This window comes from Nocardia sp. NPDC051570 (genome assembly GCF_044454005.1).
In the GTDB taxonomy this organism is placed as follows: Bacteria; Actinomycetota; Actinomycetes; order Mycobacteriales; family Mycobacteriaceae; genus Nocardia.
In genome coordinates this window covers 59,619-83,506 of record NZ_JBITDI010000024.1, presented here as the reverse complement: position 1 = coordinate 83,506, position 23,888 = coordinate 59,619, and the positions used below count along the sequence as shown (strand labels likewise).

Genomic DNA, 23,888 nt, shown 5'->3' with positions numbered 1-23,888 from the left:
CACGGAGCCACCGCGAAAACCTGTTGGCGAACCACGGCGAGCACTGTTACCGTTCCGGAGGCCGTGCAAGAGAACGAGGAGGTGGTACCCGTGAACGCAGTATCGACATGGGTGCTCCCCTCTGGGGTCACGGTCGGGCGATAGGTCGTCCGGGAGCGCCGTTCCAGAGCACTCCCGAAAGGCACGACTGTGCAATTCATTTCCGAACAGCGGCTCGACGACGACAGCGTCCTCGAGCGCGAATTCACCCTCGGCGAGATCCCCGGCATCTTGTGGACGCCCGCACCCGAATCCACACCGGCCCCGCTGATCCTGCTCGGCCACCCCGGCGGACTGCGGACGATGTACCCCCGAGTCGCGGCCCGGGCCCGGCATGCCGTGACAGCAGGCTTCGCCGCGGCCACCATCGAGCTCCCCGGAGGCGGTGACCGGCCCCGTTCCGCCGTCACCGAGCAGGCCCGCACCGACCTGCACCGGGCGCTGAAGGCCGGCGAGCCGGTCACCGACGACATCGTCGACCGGCTCATCCTCCCGCTGGTCGACCAGGCGGTCCCGGAATGGCAGGCCACCTTGGACGCCCTTCTCGCGCTGCCCGAGATCGGCGGCCCGGTCGGGTATTCAGGCGGGGTGATCTCGATCGGCACCCGGCTGGCGGTAGTCGAGCCGCGCATCTCGGCCGCCGTTCTGTTCGCCGGGAGTTTCGTGCCTCGCTCCATCATCGAGGAGGCCCGGCAGGTCACCATCCCGCTGCATGTCCTGCTGCAGTGGGACGACGAAGGAAACGACCGGCAGATGGCGCTGGACCTGTTCGACGCCTTCGGCTCCAAGGAGAAGGCGCTGAACGCCAATATGGGTGGGCACACCGGCGTCCCGCAGCACGCGGGGGAAGAGGGGAACCGGTTCTTCGCCCGCCACCTGAAGTAAGGCCGGCCCGTCAGGCCGGCAGACGATAGGAGCCCTCGGCCAGGATGCCGCTATCGAGGACAGGTCTCAGTCCTTCCTCGATAGCGGTAGCCGCAGTCAATGCACTCCGGAAGACCAACGGGCAGAGATCATCTCGACTGGCCGGACGCACCCGAATGCCGAATATCGTGCGTTCTCCGATGCCCGCCCGCCTGACCCATCCGGCGTCGTGCGGGTGGATCGGATTTCCGATGGATTCTGGGAGCTGTTGTCTGCGTTGATGTCTCGGAGGCACAGTCGGATGGGATGGCCAGTCAGCGGAGTTCGGGCCGTGAAAAACGGTGTGGCAGTACCATCTCCGGTCTGCCTACGGCGGGGCGCAACCGAGGTGCGGCGAATCAGGCTTTGCGCGCGGCGATTCGCGGTCATACTGAAGGCCGGAAATCGAGTGAGGAGCCGCCGTGGACCGTCTGGCACCCATTTGTGTCGTCGGGGCGGGCCAGAGCGGCATTCTCGCCGCCGCGAAGCTGCACGACCTGGGCTATCGCAATGTCGAAATTCTCGAGGCGTCGCCGCAGCTGGGCGGACTCTGCGAGACGGCCGAGGCAGACGGTGAAATCTACGACTTCCAGGCGCATCTCATTGTGCAGCAGGACTTCGGTGCGGACATGACGGGAACCGCCATCCACGAGTTGATCACCAGGCACCCCGTCCCGACCCACACCGAAATCCTGCATTTCGTCGCCCGCTCGCCGTCCGGCGGACCGCAGCAGGCCGTGCCGCCGCACTTCATGCCGCTGCTGTCCACCCTGACCGCGGAGCAGGCCGCCGACCAGTTGACCGCGGCGTGGACCATCATCGAGCAGGCCCGCCGGGACCGAAGCGGACCCGGCATGCGCGGCTTGGCTTTCGACCGAATTCCCGGCGAGACCTGGGAGAGCTACCGCGCCAGGCACCCGCCGCTGGTCGGGGAGATCCTGCAAGGCCTCGTGCTTTACGCCAATATGCGGCGACCGCGCCAGCCCGCCGAGACCGTCATCAATATCAATGCGCACATCAACGGGCACATCGCACAGCTGGCGAAGATGTTGCTGTCGCTCTATCCCGCGGAGAGAGCGGCTCTGCTGGCGCGCATGCCGCCGTCGCTGGTGGCGCAGATCGGCTCCCGGCGCCCGATCAGTCTGGGCTTCCCGAACGGATTCCGCAGCCTGCTGGCGCGCATCGCCGACGACCTGCGCCTCGACATCGCCCTGAGCTCCCGAGTGACCCGAATCGAACCCCGTGGATCCGACACGGTTCGGGTCACCTGGTGTGCGGACGGCCGCGAGCACGCACGTGACTACGCCCGCGTCATCGTGACCGGCCGCCCGTCCCAGATCCGAGATGTGTTCGACACCAGCGATATCGGCGACCTCTTCGCCGAGCGCAATTGCCCGCGAGCCTGGACCCGCAGCTATCTCATCCGGGCGGGCGCGGAGCCGATCGCGTTCCCACGCCGCGCCGGTTCCCCGGAACCACTGGGTTTCTGGGTGATCGACCCCTACGGCAGCTACACCGACACCGATCCCGACCAGGCGCTGCACCGCATTACCGCGGCCAACAAACAGCACCCCGGCCGGAACTGGGTGTGCTTCAGCAACTCCGACACCTCGGTCACCGACGCCGAAGCATGGGCCACAGCCAAAGACACCCTGTTCCTGTTCGGCGAACCGGAGCTTCTCGCCGAGACGATCGCCGAATGGCCCGCCTACCCCAGCGCGGCCGCCCTGCGCGACGGCTGGTTCGACCGGATCGAGGCCATCCAGGGGCGCGACGGCATCTACTTCGTCGGCGAAATCCTCTCCGGCCCCACTATCGAGTGCATCAGCTCCTTCGTCCGCGACTCCATTCCCACCTGGTTTCCCACCGTGTGAGTCGTACTTACCCCCGAATCCCTCGACAGCGTGCATCATCTCGAAGGGCCTCCGTGGCGCTCAGGGGAGGGCGGCCAGTTGCTATAGCGTTGCTGAGCACCGTGCGGATCTGCCGCCGCTACCGGGCGCCGAACTCTGGGACTACGGCGTGTCTTCCGATGGGTGATGCCCCTATCGGATCGCCGATGCAGGCACAATGTGGCGATGCAGCCATATGCGCGATTGATGCGGGCCGCCGTCGCCGGGGCACTCATCGTGGTGGCCGGGCACGCCGCCGCGGCCGCATCCCCGGTGAGCGTGTCGCATACCCAGCTGTTCCCCTGGTTGTCACCCGAACCGGACGGGGTACAGGCGCCGGGAGCGGAGTTGGCGGACGGGAATACCGGCGCGGTGCGGTGGGCGCGGCAGGCGGACACCACCGCCCCGATCGGCAGCATCACCAAGGTGATGACGGCGCTGGTCGTGATCAACGCCGGCAACCTCGACCGGAATATCACAGTGCCGCAAGGAATCATCGACTACGACCGCAAATATGACGGCAGCACAGCGGGTTTGGTTCCCGGAGAGGTGCTCACCGCGCGACAACTGCTGTACGCGATGCTGCTTCCGTCCGGCTGCGACGCCGCCTACGCCCTCGCCGAGGCGTACGGCCCCGGCCAAGCCGGCTTCGTCGACATGATGAACGGCACCGCGCGCCAACTCGGCCTGGCGAGTACGCATTTCAGCGACCCGAGCGGACTGCCCAACCCCACCGACTACTCCACCTACTCCACCCCGGCGGACCTGGTGACGCTCGGTCTGCGCGCGATGAGTCTTCCGGTGTTCCGCGAGATCGTCGGTATGCAGAGTTATCACCTGCCCGCAGGCCCGGGGAACCGCGATCACCTGTGGCAGACCACGAACCTGCTGCTGCACGACTACCCCGGCACCGTCGGCATCAAAACCGGGTCCACCGACGCCGCGGGGACCTGCCTGCTGTTCGAGGTCGTCCGGGCAGGACAGCCACTGATCGGCGTAGTCCTGCACAGCTCACCGGACAGCGACGCCGTCGCCGCACGTGACGCCGAGCGAATGTTGAACTGGGGCTACGGGCCGTTGCTCGGCTCACTGTCGGCTGGCTGATGGGCGAGCACGGGCAATCCCAGTGCGTCCCGGCGACATCGGCTACCGGACGGCCGACGGCTCGCTCGAACGACCGGGATGCGGCGACTATCGACCGTTGGACCAATGTTTCGATGGGTAGCATTCCGAGCGTGAATGCCGTTGCCGCACGTCTGATGTCTGCGCTTGCCGGTCAGCTCGGCCATCCCCACGGTCTGCCGGGGAAGGGAGTCGCAGTCCTGCTGAATCGCGCCAATCGGCGTGATGTGATCGCGGCGGTCGAGGCCGCGGCGATCACCTCGAGCGAAACTGTCGCCGATCTCGGATTCGGCGGTGGGGCCGGGTTGGAGTTGCTGCTCGACCGCGTCGAATCGACGGGCATCGTCTATGGAGTCGATATCTCGAAGGATATGGTGAATCGTGCCCGGTCCCGGCTCACCCGCTATGTCGACTCCGGCAGGTTGCGGCTGCTGCAGGGATCGCTGAGCGCCCTTCCACTCGCCGACGCCAGCCTCGACGCGATCATCACGGTCAACACGATCTACTTCGTCCCTGATCTGGATGTGGTGTTTACCGAACTCGCCCGCGTACTCCGGCCCGACGCCCGCGCGGTCATCTGCATCGGGGCCCCTGCCGCGATGGCCAGAATGCCGTTCACACCATACGGATTCACACTACGTCCGGTCACCGAGGTCATCGCCGCATTGGAACGTGCCGGGCTGTCGGTGGACCACCACGAGGTGCCGGTCGGCCTGATGCCGGGGCATCTGCTCATCGCCCGCCGCCCGGCCCGATAGTTTTCCGAAACCGGCAGCAGGACGGCGTGGCGGCGGTGATGTAGGGCATGGTGTGTGAATGAGTTACAGGCAGCTGCGCCGACGATGCCAGTCGTTGCTGAGTCACATGGATCTGCCCCCTTTCTCCGATGTCCAAACCCTGTGCAAGAGTTTGTCCGCGCAGCGGGGCCGCCCGATCTATTTGCATCCACTTCCACCGCAGAACGACTCCAAGGCCTGCGGGTTGTGGCTGGAAACCAGCGAAGACGACCACATCTTCTTCGAGCAGAAAACCACCCTGCTGCATCGGGAACATATTTTGTACCATGAGCTCGGCCATATGCTGTGCGATCACGATATGCACGGCATCACCGACAGCGAGGCCTTGGATTATGTGTTCACCGATCTCCAACCGAACTTGATCCGACGGCTGCTCGGGCGAACGAATTACACGACACGGCAAGAGCAGGAAGCCGAGATGATCGCCGGTCTGCTGCGCGCCCGCGCCATCAGCACGGCTCCTCCCCCCTCCCCCGGAGTACTCGGAGGATTGGAGACCCGGCTGAGGTTCCGGCCGACCTCACGCTGAGTTCGTGTGCGGCGCACCGGCGTTCCGGCGCGCGATGGTCAGGTGGCGAGTGCTTGATAGGTGGCGTTGATGATGTCGATTCCTCGTCGGTCGCCGATGGTGTACTCGCGGCGTCTGATGTGGTTGGGGGCGTAGGCAATAGTCAGGTGAGCATCGATATCGATAATCACCAGCGATCCCCCGCTGCCGTCCCACCAGCAAGTTCGGGGATGCGGCAACGGGGAGGGACCGAGCTCGGGGGAACGGAGTCCGAAACCGGTGCCGTAGCGCAAGGAGGTACCGAGGACGAGGTCGGTGCCATGGGCCTGTTCGCGCAGTGCTGCTTCACATCCTTTGCGAGACAGGAGATTACGGGTGGGCATGTCTCCCTCGCAGGCCAGTACCGAGTGGATCGCGGCGATGGCGCGCGCGTTGCCGATGCCGGAAACCGCGGGGATCTCGGCGCGGCGGTACTGGGCGGTTCTGGTGTCGTCCAGGGTGAGTCTCGTGCGTAAGGGGATGACTGGGCTGGATGAGGGCGTCGCGGCGGGTTCCGTGGTCGGCGGTGCGGGAATCATCTCGGCGACGCGATGATCATGACGGGGGTCCAGACCGATGTGGAAATCGGCGCCCAATGGTTCGGCGATCTCCTGCGCGAGAAAGGTTCCCAGCGAGCGTCCGTCGACGCGGCGCACGATTTCGCCGAGCAGATAGCCCTGGGTGAGTGCGTGGTAGCCGGCCGCGGTGCCCGGTTCCCAGCGGGGGGCTTGCCGGGCGAGCAGCGTGGTGGCTTTCTCCCAGTCGCACAACTCGTCCAAGGTCAGCGGCTGGTCCCAGTCGGGCAGCCCGGCGGTGTGTCCGAGGACCTGCGCTACCGTGATGCGATCCTTGCCGGCGGTGGCGAATTCCGGCCAGTAGCGGGCGACGGGGACGTCGAGGTCTATTCCGCCGCGGTCGGCGAGCACGAGAATGCACAGGGCGGTCATCGTTTTGGTGACGGACCGGACTTCGCTGATGGTGTCCGCTTGCCAGGGACGTGTCTTGTCCTGGTCGGCGTAGCCGCCCCAGATATCGACGACGGGCGCGCCGTCCCGATACACCGCCACCGAGGCTCCGATATCGAGCCCAGCGTCCAGCGTCGCCTGGAAGAGTTCGCGCACAGCGGAGAACTGTGCGTCGCAGGCGCCGTGAACCCGTGCCATGACAGTCCTTTCGGTTGTTCTGCGCCAGCTCACCGGCACTGCTGTCCAAGAGCCCGGCGTAGTGCCTCGAAGAGGGCGGTTCGACGCGGGTCATGGCCGTACCCGGACAGCAGATGGTTGGGGATGTAGGCGACTGCGAGCTGGTCGGCGGTGTCGGCGAATGCCAGGGATCCCCCTTTGCCGCTGTGTCCGAAAGAGGATTCACTGAGCAGCGGGAACGTTTGGCTGTGGAGGCTGTAGCCGAGGCCGAATCGCGTCGGTGCTTGGAGAGTGACGTCGTGGCCGCTGACTTGTTCGGTGGTCGCGGCGGCGATCGTCGCGGGCGAGAGCAGGGGCGCCGCCGGGTCGATGAGCGCCGCGTAGAGGTGCGCCAGGGCCCGGGCGGTGGCGACGCCGTTGACCGCGGGCATTTCGGCGAGAAAGGTTCCGGCGTCGGTGAAGTCGATTGGTGGCGTGGTGAGGGCGATCGGCGGCCGTCGAGGTGTCGCGCGATCGGGTGATTCGTTGAAGACGAGGCGGGCGAGGCGGTGATGCTCGGCTGTGGGCAGTCCGATGTGGAGGTCGAGTTGCAATGGTTCGGCGATTTCCTCGGCAAGGAAGGCCGAGACGCTGCGGCCGTCGATGCGCCGGATGAGCTCACCGGCGAGCCATCCGAAGGTTTGCGGGTGATAGCCATGCGCGGTCCCTGGTGTCCAAGAGGGCTTTTGCACCGCGAGAGCGTCGATCATCGGGTTCCATCGCAGGGCTTGCTCGAGCGGAAGGGGCGCGTCGAGTCTGGGCAATCCGGCTTGGTGGCTGAGGAGCCAGGCCACGGTGATCTCGGCTTTGCCGGCTCGAGCGAATTCGGGCCAGTAGGTGGCGACCGGTGCGGCCGGATCCAGCACACCTCGGTCGATGAGGATGTTCACACAGGTGGCTGTCACGCCTTTCGTGGCCGAGAGGACACCGCAGAGCGTGTCTTCCTGCCAGGCATGGCCGGTACGGAGATCGGCTGTTCCGGCCCACAGGTCGACTACGCAGTCACCGCGGTGAAAGACACTCAACGCGGCGCCGATCTCACCGTGCTCCGCGAAATTCTCGGCGAAGGCGTCCCGGACGGTATCGAACCGGGGATCGCACGTGCCGTGGAGGGGGATGGTGGCGGTCACGGGAGAGCCTCCTACTCGTGTGCTGCTGTTTGCGTTATGCCATGTCCCCGAACGTTATTGCACGACGACGCTACCCGCCGGAGTGAGCTGGTCGACGAAATCCTTCACCAGTGCCGAGTTGCGGGCTCGGGTGACGTGGAGCAGGAACGTGAGTTCGGCTTCGAGGTCCTCGCCGCCGAGCTCCGCCATATTCAGGGTCTGTGGATGGGTGCGGCTGTGGCGCCTCGCGCGTTGCGCGGCGTGGATGAGGCAGGCGGCGGTTAGGGCATCCACATGCTCGGGACGGGAATTCTCGACAGTGCGGCGTACGTGGTCGATCGCTGACGGCGCGATGTGGTCGGTGAGAATCAGGAGGGCATCACGGATTTCGATGACCATGCGATACAGACGCAATTCCGGCGAGAACACCGCTGTCATGGTGTCGACAACCCGGAATCGGGGTCGCATCAGTGTCACCTGCGGGGTGGCCGTCACGAGCTCGACCCATAGTGGCCACAGTATCCACGACCTTCCGCAATTCTTCGCCCACAGGTATACGGCGGGAGCGATCGGCAATCCCGCACCCACGGCCTGAAGAATCTCTTCGATGCCGGTCACCGGCGGTACGTAGCTCAGAATCGCCGGAACAGGGGTGATCAGATAGGAGATGAACACCATCCACAGCACGCAGGCGAAGGCCGCGCCGATCCCGAAGATGAACAGGCCCCACCGCACAGACCATTCGCGGGCGCGCCGCCAGTAACGCCAACAGACCGCGACGACGATGGCATCGGCGATCAGGTGATACCCCATCAACAGGTACCAGCACAGCACCGGTATCTGGGGTGTTCGCCCGTTGAAATGTCCATGCGGCGGCGAGGTGAGATCGAAGAAGATCAGGAGGGCCATCATCAGCGCGGCCGCCGCGAACAACGGCTTGATGTGCTGACGGCGCAGCGCCGCTCCCAGCACGAGATGAATCAGAACAGTGGACGCGGCGACATCGCACAGATTCCTGCCCAGATCGATGAGATGGAGTGGGCCGCCGACGATTCTGCTCAGTCCCTCGCTGATCGGATCCTGGTACAGGGTGGTAGTCAGGGCAATGAGCGCGACCGCGAGCCATAGATCGCGTTGGCCCCGATCACGCAGCGCCGCCGGTGCCCGCAGGACGGTCACGACCCACATGCAGACGAACCCGATTGTTTCCAGCCACGGCAGCATGATGATCAGAACTCCCAGGCCGGGCGGCGGCGGTAACCCATCGCGGTCTCGAGCCTTCCCAACGTCCCCGCAGACGGTCGCGGAATAGGATTGGCCCCCTGCGCGAGGATGAGACTGGCGAGCATCTCCGCTTCTCGCTCCTGAATGGTCGTGTAGTTCGTCGGCCCGAGCATGTCGCGAACACCCACCGGACCGAGTCGACCATCGGTCAGGTACTCCGGCGGTGTCTCCAGCACGCGAATCGTATGGCCGCAGAGGAAGTGTGCGAGCTCGTGAACGATGATGTGGTCGCGGTGGGGCACGATGGTCCGATCCTGGAAGAACAGGAAATCCGTGCTGGCGGTGGTCACACACAACCCGCGCAGCGCAGTCCGCTCCCCCGCCGGTATCGCACGGGTCAACGAATGCAGTACCAGCTCGCGGCCGCGCTGCTCGGCGACCATCCGGCACAATCGTTCGGCCGAGAACGGGTGTGGCAGTGGAAGTTGCGCAGCCAGGTGGCGACAGCGGCGGAGCATTCTGCGGTCCTGCGCGCGCTCCCGTTTCCAGCACACTGCCACGCACGCCCCCCATCACTCACCCGGGCTTGCCCCGCTGCGGGCGTTGTGTCCGGTTTGTAGCTACCGATGCGCGCTCGACTTTAGCGGCTCAGGTCGCGACGTGCGTACCGAGTCGATCGCGCTCGAGCCGCGGGCTGATGCGTGATCGCAGGAAGTGCATGGGTAGTCATCTCCATGCGCACCAGGTCGCATCCGGCGGCTTGCGCGCGAAGCACAAGGGACGGGTCGGCCGCACAAAGGCGCTTCGAAATGGTTGGGCGGCAGGACTTCCCGTCTGACGCCCAGCTGCCGTGGGGGCCCTGTGGTCCCGTCGGCGGGCAGGGCCGATCGCTGAGTAGGCCCGGGGCGCGGTGGCGGGATTGCTCCTGCTCCGTTTCCCCGGACCTCTCGCCGAATGATGTCGATCCTTACCGGCGCGAGCGGGATGCCAGCTGTTCGAGGGTGGTGATCATGCGGTCGATCTCCTCGCGGGTGTTGTAGAACGCGAAGGATGGGCGGACTGTTTCCTCCAGGCCGAGGCGGCGCAGGATCGGCTGGGCGCAGTGGTGGCCCGACCTGACGGCTATTCCCCGCTCGTTCAACGCCTTTCCGATCTCGGCGGGTGTGCGGTCGGCCATCACGAAGGACAGCACGCTCACCTTGTTTGCCGCGGTGCCCACGAGGCGTATGCCGGGGATGGCCGCGACCCGTGGAGTGGCGTAGCTCAGCAGGTCGTGTTCGTAGCGGGCGATGGCGTCGATGCCTCGGTGTTCGAGGTACTCGAGGGCGCGGCCGAGGCCGATGGCGTCGGCGATATTGCCGGTGCCTGCCTCGAATCGGCCGGGCGGCGGCTGGTACAGCGAACGTTCCAGCGTGACATCGGTGATCATATTCCCGCCGCCCTGCCACGGCGGCATATCCCGCAGCAGGGCGGATTTGCCGTACACCACGCCGATTCCCGTGGGGCCCAATACCTTATGGCCGGAGAACACGAAGAAATCGGCGCCCATCGACTGCAGATCGATCCTGGTGTGCGGCACCGACTGCGCGCCGTCGACGAGGGTGACGGCTCCGGCCCGCTGCGCTTCGGCGACGATCTGCCGGATGGGCGTCACGGTGCCGAGACAGTTCGAGACCTGGGTCACCGCAACGAGTTTCGTCCGCTCGGACAGGAGCTTCGTGTACTCGTCCAACAGCAGTTCCCCGGACTCGTCGACCGGGATCACCCGCAGCCGCGCGCCCGTCTCCGCCGCCAGCATCTGCCAGGGAACGATATTCGCGTGATGCTCCAGATGCGAGATCAGGATCTCGTCGCCCGCGTGAATGTTCTTTCGGCCCCAGGTCTGCGCGACCAGATTGATGCCCTCGGTAGCGCCACGGACGAAGATGATCTCCTCGGGCGAGGACGCGCCCAGAAAGCGTGCCACGACAGCACGGGCATGCTCGTAGGCATCGGTGGAGCGTGCGGCCAATTCGTGTGCGCCGCGGTGGATATTGGAGTTCTCATGTTCGTAGAAGTACGCGAGCCGGTCGATGACCTGGCGCGGCTTCTGCGTGGTGGCGGCGTTGTCGAACCACGCCAGCGGGTGTCCGTTCACCCGCTCCCGGAGAATGGGGAAGTCGTTGCGCACGGAGTACACATCGAAGGGCGGGTGCGAGTCGGCGACGAGTGCGTCACCGACCGCCGGGGCCTGCGGCCGGTCCAGGAAGTAGAAGACCGGTGCCGTCGAGGACTGCGCCCCAGCCGAAATCTGCTGCGGGGGCGGCGGTTCGGTCATCGATGGCACGGCGGCGAGGAACGGGCCGATGTCCACCGCGGCCGGGTCCACCGATGGCATCGCGGTACCGCTCGGCATACCCACGGGTCGGGACAGTTGCGTGGGCAGGGCCGAGAAGATCTCACCCGCAAGGTGATTCATGGTCACCTCGTCCGGCCGCGCACCATTCTTCGCGGTGCTCCCCGGCACCGGCCCGGGGAGGTCAGCGCCGTTCGGTCGAGGCATAGTCATGGAATCGGTTCACCTCGGCTCCCTCGAGCAATGCCACCGCGTCATCGGTCAAGATCGCCAGTGAGCTGTACAGCGTCATCAGATAGGACGCGATCGCGCGGCGGTCGATACCCATGAATTTCACCGAAAGCCCGAGTCCCTGTTCACCGGTCAGGCCGGGCTGATACAGGCCGACCACTCCGCGTCGCGCCTCGCCGGTGCGGATCAGCAGGAAGTTCGTCCGGCCGTCGGTGACGGGGACCTTATCCGACGGAATGATCGGAATCCCGCGCCAGGTCAGGAATTGCGATCCGAACAGGCTCACGGTGGCCGGCGGTACTCCCCGCCGGGTGCACTCGCGGCCGAACGCCGCGATCCCCTCCGGATGGGTGAGGAAGAAGCCCGGCTCCTTCCACGCGCGGGCGATCATGGCGTCGAGGTCGTCGGGGGTGGGCGCCCCGGCGATGGTCGAAATCCGCTGCTTGTCGGCGACATTGGCGATCAGCCCGTATTCGGGGCTGTTGATCAGCTCGTTCTCCTGATGCTCCTTGATCGCTTCGATCGTCAGGCGCAACTGTTGGGTGATCTGGTCGTGCGTGCCCGAATACAGATCGGAGATGCGGGTGTGCACGTTCACGATCGTGTGCGCCGCCTTCAGCCGATACTCCCGAGGCCGCGTCTCGTAGTCGATGAAGGTCTCGGGCAGCAAGGACTCGTCGGCACAGTCGCTCTCGACGGTGACGGTCTGTTCGTTGGTGACTCGATTGCGCCGGTAGACGCCGGCCTCGACCGGAACCCAGTCCAGCAGATGAACCAGCCACCGCGGGGTGATCGACTCCATTTGCGGAACAGATTTGGTCTCGGTCGCAAGGCTCTGGGCGGCCTCATCGCCCAGCGAACTAAATTGCGGCTCAACCAGTTCCGTGACATCAGTTTTCATATGACACCTCATCCGAATCCGCTAGCGGGCATCGCCGACGCCCTGATGTGAAGTGTTGCATCGTGTTTCACCGCCAGCATCGCACGCCCGGATCGTGCCGAATCCACGCCGGAACGACTCACGCGCACCGGGCGTAACCATGAAACGCGTTGTAAAGCCAGGTTTTAGATCAACGAGATTCCAATACGAAGATCTCCCCCCTAAACACCCGTAGGGGCGGTAACCGATACGTTCACTGGCTGGTCACCGTTCCGTTCACTGGTGAATCTCGACCGCCGCCAGATCGGCGACGACGAGATCGGCACCACCGGCGGCCAGCCGGTCGGCGTGCCCGACGCGATCGACGCCGATCACCAGTCCGAACCCCCCGCGGCGCCCGGCGGCCACCCCGGCCTCGGCGTCCTCGACGACCACGGTGCGCTCCGGATCCGCGCCGAGCCGTCGCGCGGCCTCGACCAGCATCGCCGGATCCGGTTTGCCCGCCAGCCCAAGACTTTCGGCCACCACGCCGTCCACTCGGACGGCGAACAGATCACCGATTCCGGCCGCCGCGAGCACCTGGGCGCAGTTGCGGCTGGCGGAGAAGATCGCGGTACCGATGCCCGCCACGCGCAGCCGCCGCACCAGCGCGACCGTCGAGGCGAACGCGGGCACCCCGTCGCGGGCGATGCGCGCCAGGAACAGCCGATCCTTACGATCACCCAGCCCGCATACGGTGACCGCGTCGGGCGGATCCGAGGGCGCACCCCATGGCAGCGAAATACCCCGGGAGGCAAGGAAATCGGCCACACCACTGGTGCGGGGCTTGCCGTCGACGAAATGTTCGTAATCGCTCTCGGTGAACGGCGCCAGATCCTCGCCGGCACCCGGTTCGCGGCTGCCGAGGAAGTCGTCGAACAGTTCTTTCCATGCCGCCTCGTGGATGCGCGCGCTGTCGGTCACCACGCCGTCCATATCTAAGATCACCGCGTCGTAGCGGCGCAGATCAATGCATACGCCGGTCTCGCCACTGCTGTGCATCCCACCAGCCTGCGCCCGCGGCGACCGGGCGAGAAGGGCCACAGGTCCCACATGGCCACCCGCTGAAGGCCCGAACTCGAGGTCGAATGGCGGATCCCACCCGGGCAGGATCGCCAGCCGACGGCCGGCCGCGACCTTGTGCGCCGGAGTCGGGGTATTTAGCCTCTCGTCGCTGCCGGGGTCGGTGGTGTCTGCTGGATGCCATGGGGAATCGCAGCGTGCGCGCGGCGGGGTTGTCGCAACACACCGTCGGCGCCGCCGGTGCCCGGGCAGTGGCCGCCGCCGGCTCGTTGACCGCGGCCGAACGGCTGCTGCCCGACGGCCCCTGCCGACGTGCTGTGCGCGTGGGGGCTTCGCTGATCGAGGCCGAGCACGCCGTAGCCGCCACGGTCCTGTGGCAGCTGCGCGTTCTGGCCGCACGGCAGCCATGGGGCGGCGCCCGCATGATCCGTTCACTGGCCGGCGGATTCGAGGGCGCCAATATCGTCGCGCTCGCGAGCACGCTCGACGGGGCGCCACCACAGCCGATATTCGATCTGGGAGCGCTGGACTGGGCGTGGACCCGTGTGAATGCTGCTCGATCGCTCCCGGAACTGCGTGTGGCACTGCGCAAATCGGCGTGGGGCGAACCAGGCGGCGATACCGTCACCGACATCGCCGATGCGGTCGCGGTGATCTGGGCCGCCCGGGTGGCCGCGGAAGTACCTCCCGCGGCCTCATGGGCCGCGGGGGCGATGGCGTACCTGGTGGCTCGCCGCCAGGTGCTACAGGCACGCCCACTGCCGCAGCCGTTGGCGCTGCGAGCCCGGCACCTGCTCGGTTCCGCCGCGCTCCGCGCGGCGGACCTGCCGGAGTTCGTTGCCGCGCTGCCTGTCTCGGCCCGTTGGGCGTTGGTAGGATTGCCGCCGGACGAGTTGCGGCGGGCGGTTTTCCGGTGGTGGGCCCGCATCGAGCGTGATGGCCGGAAGCTGCTGTCGGGCAGGCGATTCGAGGCCGACGCGGCCGTGGGCACCGCGGCGATACTGGCCGCGGATGCCTGGCGAGTTCGGGTCGCACTGCAGATCGCGGCGGGAGTGGGCACGAGGGAGGATTTCGATGAACTCATCCGACCCACAGACCCGACACTCCAGACGCGGGGCCGAGTCGATCGAGATCGATGACCCCGGTCGGCGGGCCCCGCGTATTCAACGAGCTGCCAGCTCGATGTTCACACGCCGCTCGATGAGCAGGGGAACGAAGTTGCGAACTCTCGCGCCCGCGAGGGAATCTCGGGCGCGTGCGACGATCGCCGCGATGGTGCCCGGTGGCATCTCGGGGTGGTGCGTGGTTATCTTCTCCAGTACGGACCGGACCTGAGTGTCTTCGTCGTTCAGCATGAACCTCATGGTTCTCGCCTCGACACCAGCCGCACAGGGGACTTCTACCCCACTGAGTGAAGTACTCCGACCCCATTGCGTCTCTGGGCTGTCGGTATCGGCTCGCCGGCCGTCGTACGGCGAGCCGGACGCTATCGTTCGCCCCGACGAAGGTCCGGAAATCGCTGCATGATCTTCTCGATCTGCTGATGCACCCACGCCAGTTCAGCGGTCAACGGCTGGTGCGCCTCAGCCCCGACGGCCGACCGCCGCCGGGCAATCATCCGCGCGTGACGCTCCAGCTCGACGAGAAACACTCGGGCTTGCGCGGTGTCTGGATCATCCGAATCAGGTGGCATGGCGGCGCAGCCATAGTCGGCGGAGTTCGTCGGCGCCCCACACGATGAACGGGAACGGGACCACCAGCAATAGTTGGCCGGCAGACAGCGAGGCGGTGCCGAGTACCGGGTGCATGAACGGCGTGTACACCAAGGCAAGGGCGAACACGACCTCGGCGGCGATGCCCCACAGCAGCGCCGGATTGGTGAAGACGCCGACCGCGCGCAGCGACGCGCGCTCGGTGCGAGCGGCGAATGCGGTGCCGATCTGGCAGGCCACGATGCCCAGCCAAGCCACCGTGGTGGCCTGCTGATAGGGATGGTGCAGGGTGGCGCCGACCCCGGTGGCGTCGCCGGGATGCCACCCAGCGCGGTACAGAACGAGCAGGAACCCGGCCATGACCAGGCATGCGGAGATGGCGCCGAGAAACGCCCAGGCACGCAACAGCATTGCCGGGCGGATGATGCCTTGCTTCCGTGGGCGTGGTGGCCGATCCATCAGTCCCGGTTCGGCCGGTTCCCGCGACAGCGCGAGCGCGGGCAGGATATCGGTGCCCAGGTCGATCGCCAGAATCTGCAACACGGTCAATGGCAGTGGTATGGCCCCGCCGGACAAGGCGAAAACCAGGAACGGCACGACCTCGGGGACGGCGTGGGTGAAGATGTAGAGGATGAATTTGCGGACATTGTCATAGACTCGGCGGCCCGCTTCGACGGCGATGACGATCGTGCCGAAGTCGTCGTCGGTGAGCACCATGGTCGCCGCTTCGCGGGCTACATCGGTGCCGGAGCGTCCCATGGCCACCCCGATATCGGCGCGGTGCAGGGCGGGGGCATCGTTGACGCCGTCGCCGGTCATGGCCACGACTTGTCCCAGTGCCCGTAGTGCGTCGGCGATGCGCAGCTTCGCCTCCGGCGAGCTGCGGGCGAAGATGATTTCCTCGTCGCCGGCGAGCAGTTGGTCGAGTTCGGGCTCGCTCAGGGCGTCGAGCTGTTCACCGGTGACGATGCGGGTATTCGCCGACCCTATTCCGACGCGACGGGCGATCTCGGCCGCGGTGAGCCCATTGTCCCCGGTCACCACATGGATGCGGATCCCGGCACGATGGGCTCTGGTGATCGCGTCGACGACCTGCGGCCGGGGCGGGTCGAACATCGCGACCAATCCGAGCAGACACAGCCCGCCCTCCACGTCATCTCGGCCCGCGCCGGCCTCGGCAACGTCATCGAGTCGTCGCCGCGCGATGGCCAGCATGCGCAAGCCCTGGGTGGCATATCCGTCGATCAAGGCGGTCAGGTGGGTTCGGTCCAGATCCGTGAGTGTGTGTTGCCCACCGCCGATTTCGGCGATCGTGAGACAACACGGCAGCACCGTTTCGGGTGCGCCCTTGGTGTGTACGGCGAGGGTGCCGTCGCCCTCGACATCGACGGTGGACATGCGGCGAAGGTGAGCGGCGAAGTGGAACATCGCCCGTCGACCGACAGCGCGGTCATGCGGATCGAGAGGTTCGCCCACGGTGGCGTCCAACTCGAGCAGCGCGAGTTCGGTCGGATCCCCGGTCGCGGTCGGCGACGTTGCCGACGCCAACGCGGCGCTGGTGCACACCGCCGCCGTATATGCCAGTGCGCGCAGCTCACGCGAACCGGTTGTGCTGGTGATGTTTTCGAGATCGACCTCACCGCTGGGCAACCACACCTTGGTCACCCGCATCTTGTTCTCGGTCAAGGTGCCGGTCTTGTCCGTGCAGATCACCGTTGTCGAACCCAGCGTCTCCACCGCGGACAGCCGCTTGACCACGGCACCGTGGCGGGCCAGATCGCGCACACCCACCGCCAGCGCGAGGGTAATGGTGGGCAGCAGCCCTTCGGGCACGTTCGCCACGATCAGCCCGATCGCGAACGTCCCCGCTGCCACCCAGCCCAGGCCGGCGGCGACACCGACGGGAACGAATACCAGCCCGGATCCCGCCGCCACGATCGCGATCAACCAGGCCACCCGCTTGACTTGCCGTTCGAGCGGGCTGTCGTCGCGAGTGGTGCGCTGAGTCAAGGCAGCTATGCGGCCCAGTTCGGTATGCGCTCCGGTCGCGGTGACCACCGCTTTGGCGTCACCTTCGAGGCAGGCCGTGCCGCTGAACACGAGATCTTTGGCCTCCAGCCGAGGGCCGGCGGTATCGGTGTGATCAGCGGAACGAGTGGCGGACACCGATTCTCCGGTGAGTGTGGACAGATCCACCTGCAGGTCACCGTCGATGAGCCGGGCGTCGGCGCAGACCCGGTCGCCCTCCGAGATCACCAGCACATCACCGGGCACCAGAGTGCGCGCCTCGACCTCGACCGGGGTGCGGTCGCGCACTGCGCGCGCGTGGGTGGGCAGATAGGCGGCCAACGCCTCCACCGCTCGTTGCGCCTGCATTTCCTGAACGAACGCGAACCCGGCGTTCAACGCGATAACGGCAACGATCGCCGCCGCGAGGACCGCGGTGCCGGTCACCAAGGCCAGCAGCGCCGCGACGACCAGGACCAGGGCCAGCGGGTGAGTGATCTGTTTGAGCAGTTCACGCGGCCACTGCCGACCCGACGGCCGCGGCAACTCGTTGGGCCCGTACACCAGCAGCCGCCGCTGGGCCTCCCGCGTGGATAATCCCGATTCCGAGGTTCGCAGGTCGCGGAACAACACGGTCAAGGGCTCTCGCGAATCGGTCGCCCCCGCCGCGGAATCCACCGGCGTCGCACCGGAGACCATGGCCGAATTCAGGTCGGGCTGACCGGTCGGGGGCGGGGCGGTGTGGGTGCTCATCGGCGGGGTTCCCATGTCCAGTCGCGTATTTCGGGTAGGTCTCGGCCGTGGGTGTTGATGTAGTGGTTGTGTTCGACGAGCTTGTCGGCCATCGTCTGTCTGAGGTAGTCGCCGGTGGCGCCGGGGAAGGAGAACTGGGTGAACAGCTTCTTCAACCCGGCCTCGTCTTGGCTGATGTCGGGATAGATCTCGCTGTAGGAACCCTCGAGGTAGGTGTTGGCGACCAGCGCGGGCCCGCCGTGACCGGGACCCGCGACATAGAACATATCCAGGTCGTAGCTGGTGATCGCCCGATTCAAGTGCACATAGATGAAGTTCTGACCCGGTGTGGTGCCCCAATGCCCCACCACCAGCGGCTTCACATCCGACAACGCCAACGGGCGCTTCAACAACGGATTGTCGTAGAGGTAGATCTGGCCGACCGACAGGTAATTCGCCGCCCGCCAGTAGGCATCCATGCGATGCAGTAGTTCCGGTTCCAAAGTTCGGGTCACCATCGGGCGCTCCTCGCCTCCACGAGCTACGACGCGGCCGGGCTTCGCTCCACCACAAGACCGTCCCCCGACCGTATTTCGCGCGATATCGCGGATCGAAGAGGAATAAGGCATCAGCTCCGGGGCCGACCGTCACGCGCAGCCGCCACCGTCGCCGGAACCTGGCCTGGTGCCTAGAATGAAAGCACTCTCCGAGTCCTGAAGTGCGGCTCCGGATAAGCAGCCGCCTTCGAGAGGTGCCCCCGGTGCCCGACCAGCGACCCATCGACGCCTATTCCGTCCGCGACACCCTCTCCCAACTCCGGCTCCGCGAACTTCTCGCCGAGGTCCGAGACCGGATCGAACAGATCATCGACGCCCGCGACCGGATGGACGGCCTGGTCGAGGCGATGCTCACCGTCACCGCCGGACTCGAGCTCGACGAGACGCTGCGCACTATCGTGCATACCGCTATCACCCTGGTAGGCAGCGATTTCGGTGCGCTCGGGGTGCGCGGGCGCGACAACGAACTGGACCAATTCATCTACGAGGGCATCGAGGACGCGCTGCGCGCCCACATCGGTGATCTGCCGCAGGGCCGCGGCGTGCTGGGTGTGCTCATCGACGAACCCAAGCCGATCCGCCTCGACAACCTCGCCGACCATCCCGCCTCGGTCGGGTTCCCCACCAACCATCCACCGATGCGCACCTTCCTCGGGGTCCCCATCCGCATCCGCGACGAGGTCTACGGCAACCTGTACCTGACCGAGAAGTTCGGCGGGCAGCTGTTCACCGAGGACGATGAAGTGCTGGTGAAGGCGCTCGCCGCCGCGGCCGGGGTGGCCATCGATAATGCCCGCCTCTACGAGTCGGCCCGCCGCCGCCAGGCCTGGATCGCCGCGACCCGCGACATCACCACCGAATTCCTCGCCGGTACCGACTCCAGGCAGGTATTGGCGCATCTGGTCGAGCACGCCCGGCGTCTCACCGGATCCGCGCGGGCCTTTCTCGCGATATGCCTGGACCCGGACACCCCCGCCGACGAGGTCACCGCCCTGCGAGTCACCCAATGCGACGGTCCCGGCGACGATCTCGTCGGACGAGAACTGCCCATCGCCGGCACCGCGATCAGCTCCGCATTCCATGGCCAGGCCGCACTTCGCTTCGGTACACCGCAGGAGGCCGGCCTGGACGATGATCTGGCCGCCGCGGGCCCGGTGCTGCTGCTGCCGCTCTACACCACCGAATCCACCCTCGGCGTCCTCGTGGCCGCACGGCCACCCGAGGACATGCACTACGACGATGAAACCCTGGAACTGACCGCGGCATTCGCCAGCCAGGCCGCCCTGGCCATGGAGCTGGCGACCACACAGGAGCAGATGCGCGAGCTCGGCGTGCTCACCGACCGCGACCGCATCGCCCGCGATCTACACGACCATGTCATCCAGCGACTGTTCGCGGTCGGCCTGGCATTGCAGGGCACCATCTCGCGCAGCCACAAACCCGAAGTACGCGAACGGCTTTCCCACGCGGTCGACGAGTTGCAGGACGTCATAGAGGAGATCCGCACCTCCATCTTCGATCTGCACGGCGGCAACGGCGGGATCACTCGTCTGCGGCAGCGGCTCGACGATGCGGTCCACCGGCAGGTCGCCGACACCGCTATCGCGGCTTCGCTGCGCATCACCGGACCGCTGTCGGTCCTCGACGGCGAACTGGCCGATCACGTCGAAGCCGTTGTGGGCGAAGCGGTCAGCAATACCGTGCGCCACTCCAGGGCCGACACCCTCACCGTCTCGATCACCGTCGGCGACGACGTCGACATCGTCGTGGAGGACAACGGGCGCGGCCTGCCGCACGCCATCACACCCAGCGGCCTGAACAACATGGCCAGCCGCGCCGAACAGCGCGAAGGCACCTTCGCCGTCTCCCCCGCCGGCACCGGCGGCCCGCACGGCCCCGGGACCCGGGTCCGGTGGACCGTGCCCCTGACATGACCCGTCCGCGTTGGCCGAGTCACAGTGGCACAAGAGGACTTTCGGCCATATCCGGAGGTCGACGATCTGCCTAGGGTGATCTTCACCCATCCCTCATTCCGATTGGACACCACCCATGATCAAGGTGTTCCTGGTCGACGACCACGAGATCGTCCGGCGCGGCCTGACCGACCTGCTCGACGCGGACCCCGACCTCACCGTGATCGGCGAAGCCGGCGGTGTCTCACAGGCTTTGGCCCGCATCCCCGCGCTGCGCCCCGACGTGGCGGTCCTCGATGTCCGCCTGCCCGACGGCAACGGCATCGAACTATGCCGCGAACTGCTGTCGCGCCACGAGGGCCTGCGCTGCCTGATCCTCACCTCCTTCACCGATGAACAGGCCATGCTCGACGCCATCCTCGCCGGCGCCAGCGGCTACGTCGTCAAGGACATCAAAGGTATGGAACTGGCCGAGGCCATCAAGGCCGTCGGATCCGGCCGCTCGCTGCTGGACAATCGGGCCGCGGCGGCCCTCATGGACCGGCTGCGCCGCAGCACCGAACCGGACGGCCCCCTCGCGACCCTCACCGAACAGGAACGCACCCTGCTCGACCTACTCGGCGAGGGACTCACCAACCGCCAGATCGCCGAACGGATGTACCTCGCGGAGAAGACCGTCAAGAACTACGTCTCCCGCCTGCTCGCCAAACTCGGCATGGAGCGCCGCACCCAAGCCGCCGTCTACGCCTCCAAACTGCGCACCGGACAAGAGCGTTCACACTGACATCGCGTCGGGGCCGACGTCCCGCCGATCGTCCCCCGCGGTCGGCGCTGATGCCATCAGCCCGGAACAGCGACGGGAATCAGCATCACCGGGACAGGCGATTCCCGGACCGTCCGGCGCACGGTCTGCGCTCGGCCTGGGTCCAGTCGTCGCGACCAGCCCAAGATGATGAGATCCGCGTGCGCCCCGGCGATGTCGACCACATGCTCTCCCGGTGCGCCGGTCCGCAAGGTCAGCGTCGGGGCGGAGCCGGGGAGATGGGGGGCACAAAAGCGCGCCAGGAACTCCTGCTCCCAGATCGGTCGCGCGTGCGCGGCCTGATCCCAGAATCCGGGTCTCGTGGCCGCGTCGAATACGTGCAGAACCACGATGTCGACTCCTGCCGACCGGAACAGGCGAACCGTCTCGGCCACCGCCGCAACCGCCTCGTCGGTTCCGTCCAACGGCACCAGGACCCGTTCGATAGCCTCGATCGGCCGTGCCGCCGGTACCAGGACGACCGGTTTCTCCGCATGCCGCACGATCCGCCACCCCGCGCCGTCGAGGGCGACGACTCCCGCGGTTACTTCGGAGTCGGCGAGATCCTTCAGGAACTCCTCGACGGTCGTATCGGCGGGGACCACGCGCACCTCGCCGTCGACCGCATCGGCGAGTGCGTGCGCCACCGCCATCGATGCCTCGCTGGATCGAATCAGGAAGCGGCTCATGGCAAATCCCTTCTCGAGAGCGCCCGGACCATCTCACCGGACACCACGACCGGCTCGGCATCACCGACCGCCACCGGGATCGGCCCATCGGTCACGACACCCACCCGCTGCTCGGTGAGATCCAATCGGATCCGGCGACCCAGGCATCGGAAGGCCAGGCCCAATCGCGGCCACCGGGCCGGGAGCGCGGGACGAATCGAGAGCACTCCCGCGCGCACCCGCACTCCGGCGAAGCCGGTCAGCACTGCCTGCCACACCCCGCCCATGGTGGCCACGTGCAGCCCGCCGGCGGTCATCGCGCTGCGATCGTCGAGGTCCATTCGCAGCGCGGGCTCCAGCATTTCCAGTGCCTCGTCCGGCCGCCCGGCCCGTGCCAGCAGGCACGCCATGGTCGCGGGCGAGAGCGAGGATCCGTGGGTGGTGCGCGGGCCGTAGTAGTCCAGATTGGTCGCGAGTGAATCGGGCACGACTTCGTCGGGTACCAGCTGATGCAGCATCAGGACATCTGGTTGTTTGATCAGTTGTGCCCCGGCCACTCTCGCCTGTCCCAGCAGCACATCGGCTGCCACCGGTGCGCCACCGATCTCCGCCGCGGTGAGCGGTTCGAGGTCGTAGTAACCGCGGAACTGTTCATAGCGACCGTCGGCCCCCATGCCGTCCACGAGGCGCTCCGCGGAGTCACGCCAGGACGCGAATTCCGCTGCCTCCATGGCATTCCGGGGTGACAGTAGGGCCGCACGACGGAGGTTCCACCGAGCCATCACGTTGGTGTAGGCATTGTCGTCGACGGTCTCGTGATACTCGTCCGGTCCGATCACCGCATCGATATGCCCGCGGCCGTCCGCACCGACGCGTATCCGCGACGCCCAATATCGGGCCGTCTCGGTGAGCAGATCCCGCCCGTCGGTCTCGAGATAGTCGCAGGCCCCGGTCCATTCGGCGTAATAGTCTGCGGCCCAGGCGATATCGGCGGTGATGTGCTCCTCCTGGGTGCCCGTGAGAATGGGTACCGCTGTGCCGCCGAGGAATCCGGAGCGTGGTGTCACATCCGTGCCGTCGGCGGCCGATTCCCAGGGGAACCGGGCGCCGTCACGGCCCTCGTCTCGGGCACGAACCCGCGCCGCCCCCAGCCGATTCCGTCGATAGGCGACCATGGCGGCCGCGGCCGCGGGATCCATGCTCGCCAACGCCGGGAGCACAAATACATCGGCGTCCCAGAACACGTGACCGCGATAGCCGGAACCGGAAACGCCGCGCGCCCCCACCGCCGATTCACCGTGCGCGTCGGCATTGCACCACAGCTGAAACAGCGCGTACCGCACCGCCAACTCGGTCTCCGGATCGTCGGGGAGGTCGATCCCGACCTCCGACCATCGCTGTGCCCAGGTCGCCCGATGGGCCGCGAGCAATTCGTCGAATCCGTGATCCCAGGCTCGGTGCAACTCCCGCATGGCGCGTCCGGCGCCGGTTCGTTCGGCGGAGTCCACGGTGAAGGCCGCCACCCGCTCCAGCGCGCCTTCCGCTGTGCGTTGCGCGGCCGCCGCCACCATGGCACCGACCGGTGATTCGATTCGCAGACAGCGTGTTTCGGCAGTCGCTCCCATCGACAACACCTGTTCGAATTCGGCTCGGACCCCCTCCTGTGCGGCCGGGGCTCGCAGGGGCGGCCCGGGCCGGGCGTCCGCGATCACACGCATGGCCGTGACGCCCGGTCGCTGCGCGCAGGCGAATCGCAGACTGCGAAACGTGCCCTCCCCGTCGGTTCCACGTCGATGGAGCACTCCGTCGCGGAGGTCGAGCACGAACTCGGCGACCGGATCCTCCGACAGGTCCAGCCGGGTCCACACCGGCCCCTCCAGCAGACGTTGCTCCGTACCGGCCCCCGCGAAAACACCGGCCGCGAGCACTCCGGGAGTCGTTTCGCCGCTCTCCTCCGGCGTGGCCCGGGTCGCGAATCCACCGGAGCCGATGGTGAATACGGCGCCGTCGGCAATCACGGGCCGGACAGGGCTCGGCCGAACGGTCCACCGCGGATCGCATTCGGCAGTAGTCACCTCGGCATCGGTGGCCGAATTCCCCACGCGTGCAGACACATCATCAGCATCCATCTCCTGCCTCTCTGGGAGTCGCCGCCTTCGACGATGCCCTGGCGTC

At 66.7% G+C, this 23,888-nt stretch carries 20 protein-coding genes; 8 read left to right on the top strand and 12 right to left on the bottom strand.

Annotated features, from left to right (window positions below; all coding sequences use genetic code 11):
- Positions 1–189: 189 nt before the first annotated feature.
- The 5 genes from ACIA76_RS38855 (at position 190) to ACIA76_RS38835 (ending at position 5,282) form a co-directional block, all read left to right on the top strand.
- Positions 190–924: a dienelactone hydrolase family protein gene (locus tag ACIA76_RS38855; protein ID WP_397159727.1), complete on the top strand. Its 735-nt coding sequence runs from the start codon at positions 190–192 to the stop codon at positions 922–924.
- 440 nt (positions 925–1,364) lie between these two features.
- Positions 1,365–2,816: an FAD-dependent oxidoreductase gene (locus tag ACIA76_RS38850; protein ID WP_397159725.1), complete on the top strand. Its 1,452-nt coding sequence runs from the start codon at positions 1,365–1,367 to the stop codon at positions 2,814–2,816.
- A gap of 204 nt (positions 2,817–3,020) precedes the next feature.
- A complete protein-coding gene (locus tag ACIA76_RS38845; RefSeq protein WP_397159723.1) occupies positions 3,021–3,938 on the top strand; it encodes a D-alanyl-D-alanine carboxypeptidase family protein in 918 nt (305 codons plus the stop codon).
- 131 nt (positions 3,939–4,069) lie between these two features.
- Positions 4,070–4,714, top strand: coding sequence for a class I SAM-dependent methyltransferase (locus tag ACIA76_RS38840; RefSeq protein ID WP_397159721.1), 645 nt, complete (start codon positions 4,070–4,072; stop codon positions 4,712–4,714).
- A gap of 58 nt (positions 4,715–4,772) precedes the next feature.
- Positions 4,773–5,282 carry a hypothetical protein gene (locus ACIA76_RS38835; protein WP_397159719.1) on the top strand — a complete coding sequence of 170 codons (510 nt, stop codon included), beginning with the start codon at positions 4,773–4,775 and terminating at the stop codon, positions 5,280–5,282.
- Positions 5,283–5,320: 38 nt separating this feature from the next.
- Here ACIA76_RS38835 and ACIA76_RS38830 read toward each other — a convergent pair whose 3' ends face one another.
- The 7 genes from ACIA76_RS38830 to ACIA76_RS38800 form a co-directional block, all read right to left on the bottom strand.
- Positions 5,321–6,463: a serine hydrolase domain-containing protein gene (locus tag ACIA76_RS38830; RefSeq protein WP_397159717.1), complete on the bottom strand. Its 1,143-nt coding sequence runs from the start codon at positions 6,461–6,463 to the stop codon at positions 5,321–5,323.
- Positions 6,464–6,492: 29 nt separating this feature from the next.
- The gene (locus tag ACIA76_RS38825) at positions 6,493–7,611 is read right to left on the bottom strand and encodes a serine hydrolase domain-containing protein (protein ID WP_397159715.1); all 1,119 of its coding nucleotides are present in this window, start codon (positions 7,609–7,611) and stop codon (positions 6,493–6,495) included.
- A 54-nt stretch (positions 7,612–7,665) separates the two neighbouring features.
- Entirely contained in the window at positions 7,666–8,814 is a 1,149-nt protein-coding gene (locus ACIA76_RS38820; RefSeq protein ID WP_397159713.1) for an MAB_1171c family putative transporter, read from the bottom strand.
- 5 nt (positions 8,815–8,819) lie between these two features.
- Positions 8,820–9,257, bottom strand: a complete 438-nt coding sequence (locus ACIA76_RS38815; protein ID WP_397159711.1) for a hypothetical protein — start codon at positions 9,255–9,257, stop codon at positions 8,820–8,822.
- A 524-nt stretch (positions 9,258–9,781) separates the two neighbouring features.
- Positions 9,782–11,362 carry a family 2A encapsulin nanocompartment cargo protein cysteine desulfurase gene (locus ACIA76_RS38810; RefSeq protein ID WP_397159709.1) on the bottom strand — a complete coding sequence of 527 codons (1,581 nt, stop codon included), beginning with the start codon at positions 11,360–11,362 and terminating at the stop codon, positions 9,782–9,784.
- A complete protein-coding gene (locus ACIA76_RS38805) occupies positions 11,334–12,281 on the bottom strand; it encodes a family 2A encapsulin nanocompartment shell protein (RefSeq protein ID WP_397159707.1) in 948 nt (315 codons plus the stop codon). Before ACIA76_RS38805 ends, ACIA76_RS38810 begins: the two co-directional genes overlap by 29 nt.
- A gap of 255 nt (positions 12,282–12,536) precedes the next feature.
- Positions 12,537–13,301, bottom strand: a complete 765-nt coding sequence (locus tag ACIA76_RS38800) for an HAD family hydrolase (protein ID WP_397159705.1) — start codon at positions 13,299–13,301, stop codon at positions 12,537–12,539.
- Between the two features lie 203 nt (positions 13,302–13,504).
- Here ACIA76_RS38800 and ACIA76_RS38795 point away from each other — a divergent pair, with 203 nt between their 5' ends.
- A complete protein-coding gene (locus ACIA76_RS38795) occupies positions 13,505–14,461 on the top strand; it encodes a hypothetical protein (RefSeq protein WP_397159703.1) in 957 nt (318 codons plus the stop codon).
- A gap of 24 nt (positions 14,462–14,485) precedes the next feature.
- Here the strand turns inward: ACIA76_RS38795 and ACIA76_RS38790 are convergent, their stop codons facing one another.
- The 3 genes from ACIA76_RS38790 to ACIA76_RS38780 form a co-directional block, all read right to left on the bottom strand.
- The gene (locus tag ACIA76_RS38790) at positions 14,486–14,677 is read right to left on the bottom strand and encodes a three-helix bundle dimerization domain-containing protein (RefSeq protein WP_397159701.1); all 192 of its coding nucleotides are present in this window, start codon (positions 14,675–14,677) and stop codon (positions 14,486–14,488) included.
- Positions 14,678–15,004: 327 nt separating this feature from the next.
- A complete protein-coding gene (locus ACIA76_RS38785) occupies positions 15,005–17,794 on the bottom strand; it encodes a cation-translocating P-type ATPase (RefSeq protein ID WP_397159699.1) in 2,790 nt (929 codons plus the stop codon).
- Positions 17,791–18,291, bottom strand: a complete 501-nt coding sequence (locus tag ACIA76_RS38780) for a hypothetical protein (protein WP_397159697.1) — start codon at positions 18,289–18,291, stop codon at positions 17,791–17,793. The genes ACIA76_RS38785 and ACIA76_RS38780 overlap by 4 nt, the downstream gene beginning before the upstream one ends.
- A gap of 242 nt (positions 18,292–18,533) precedes the next feature.
- On the opposite strand from ACIA76_RS38780, the gene ACIA76_RS38775 reads away from it, so the two are divergent.
- Together ACIA76_RS38775 and ACIA76_RS38770 are read left to right on the top strand one after the other, a co-directional pair.
- On the top strand, positions 18,534–20,264 hold the full coding sequence (locus tag ACIA76_RS38775) for a GAF domain-containing protein (protein WP_397159695.1): 1,731 nt from the start codon (positions 18,534–18,536) through the stop codon (positions 20,262–20,264).
- Between the two features lie 115 nt (positions 20,265–20,379).
- A complete protein-coding gene (locus tag ACIA76_RS38770; RefSeq protein WP_397159693.1) occupies positions 20,380–21,027 on the top strand; it encodes a response regulator in 648 nt (215 codons plus the stop codon).
- A gap of 56 nt (positions 21,028–21,083) precedes the next feature.
- Here ACIA76_RS38770 and ACIA76_RS38765 read toward each other — a convergent pair whose 3' ends face one another.
- Both ACIA76_RS38765 and ACIA76_RS38760 read right to left on the bottom strand, forming a co-directional pair.
- A complete protein-coding gene (locus tag ACIA76_RS38765; protein WP_397159691.1) occupies positions 21,084–21,734 on the bottom strand; it encodes a universal stress protein in 651 nt (216 codons plus the stop codon).
- A complete protein-coding gene (locus ACIA76_RS38760) occupies positions 21,731–23,827 on the bottom strand; it encodes a glycosyl hydrolase family 65 protein (protein ID WP_397159689.1) in 2,097 nt (698 codons plus the stop codon). Before ACIA76_RS38760 ends, ACIA76_RS38765 begins: the two co-directional genes overlap by 4 nt.
- Between the last annotated feature and the right edge of the window lie 61 nt (positions 23,828–23,888).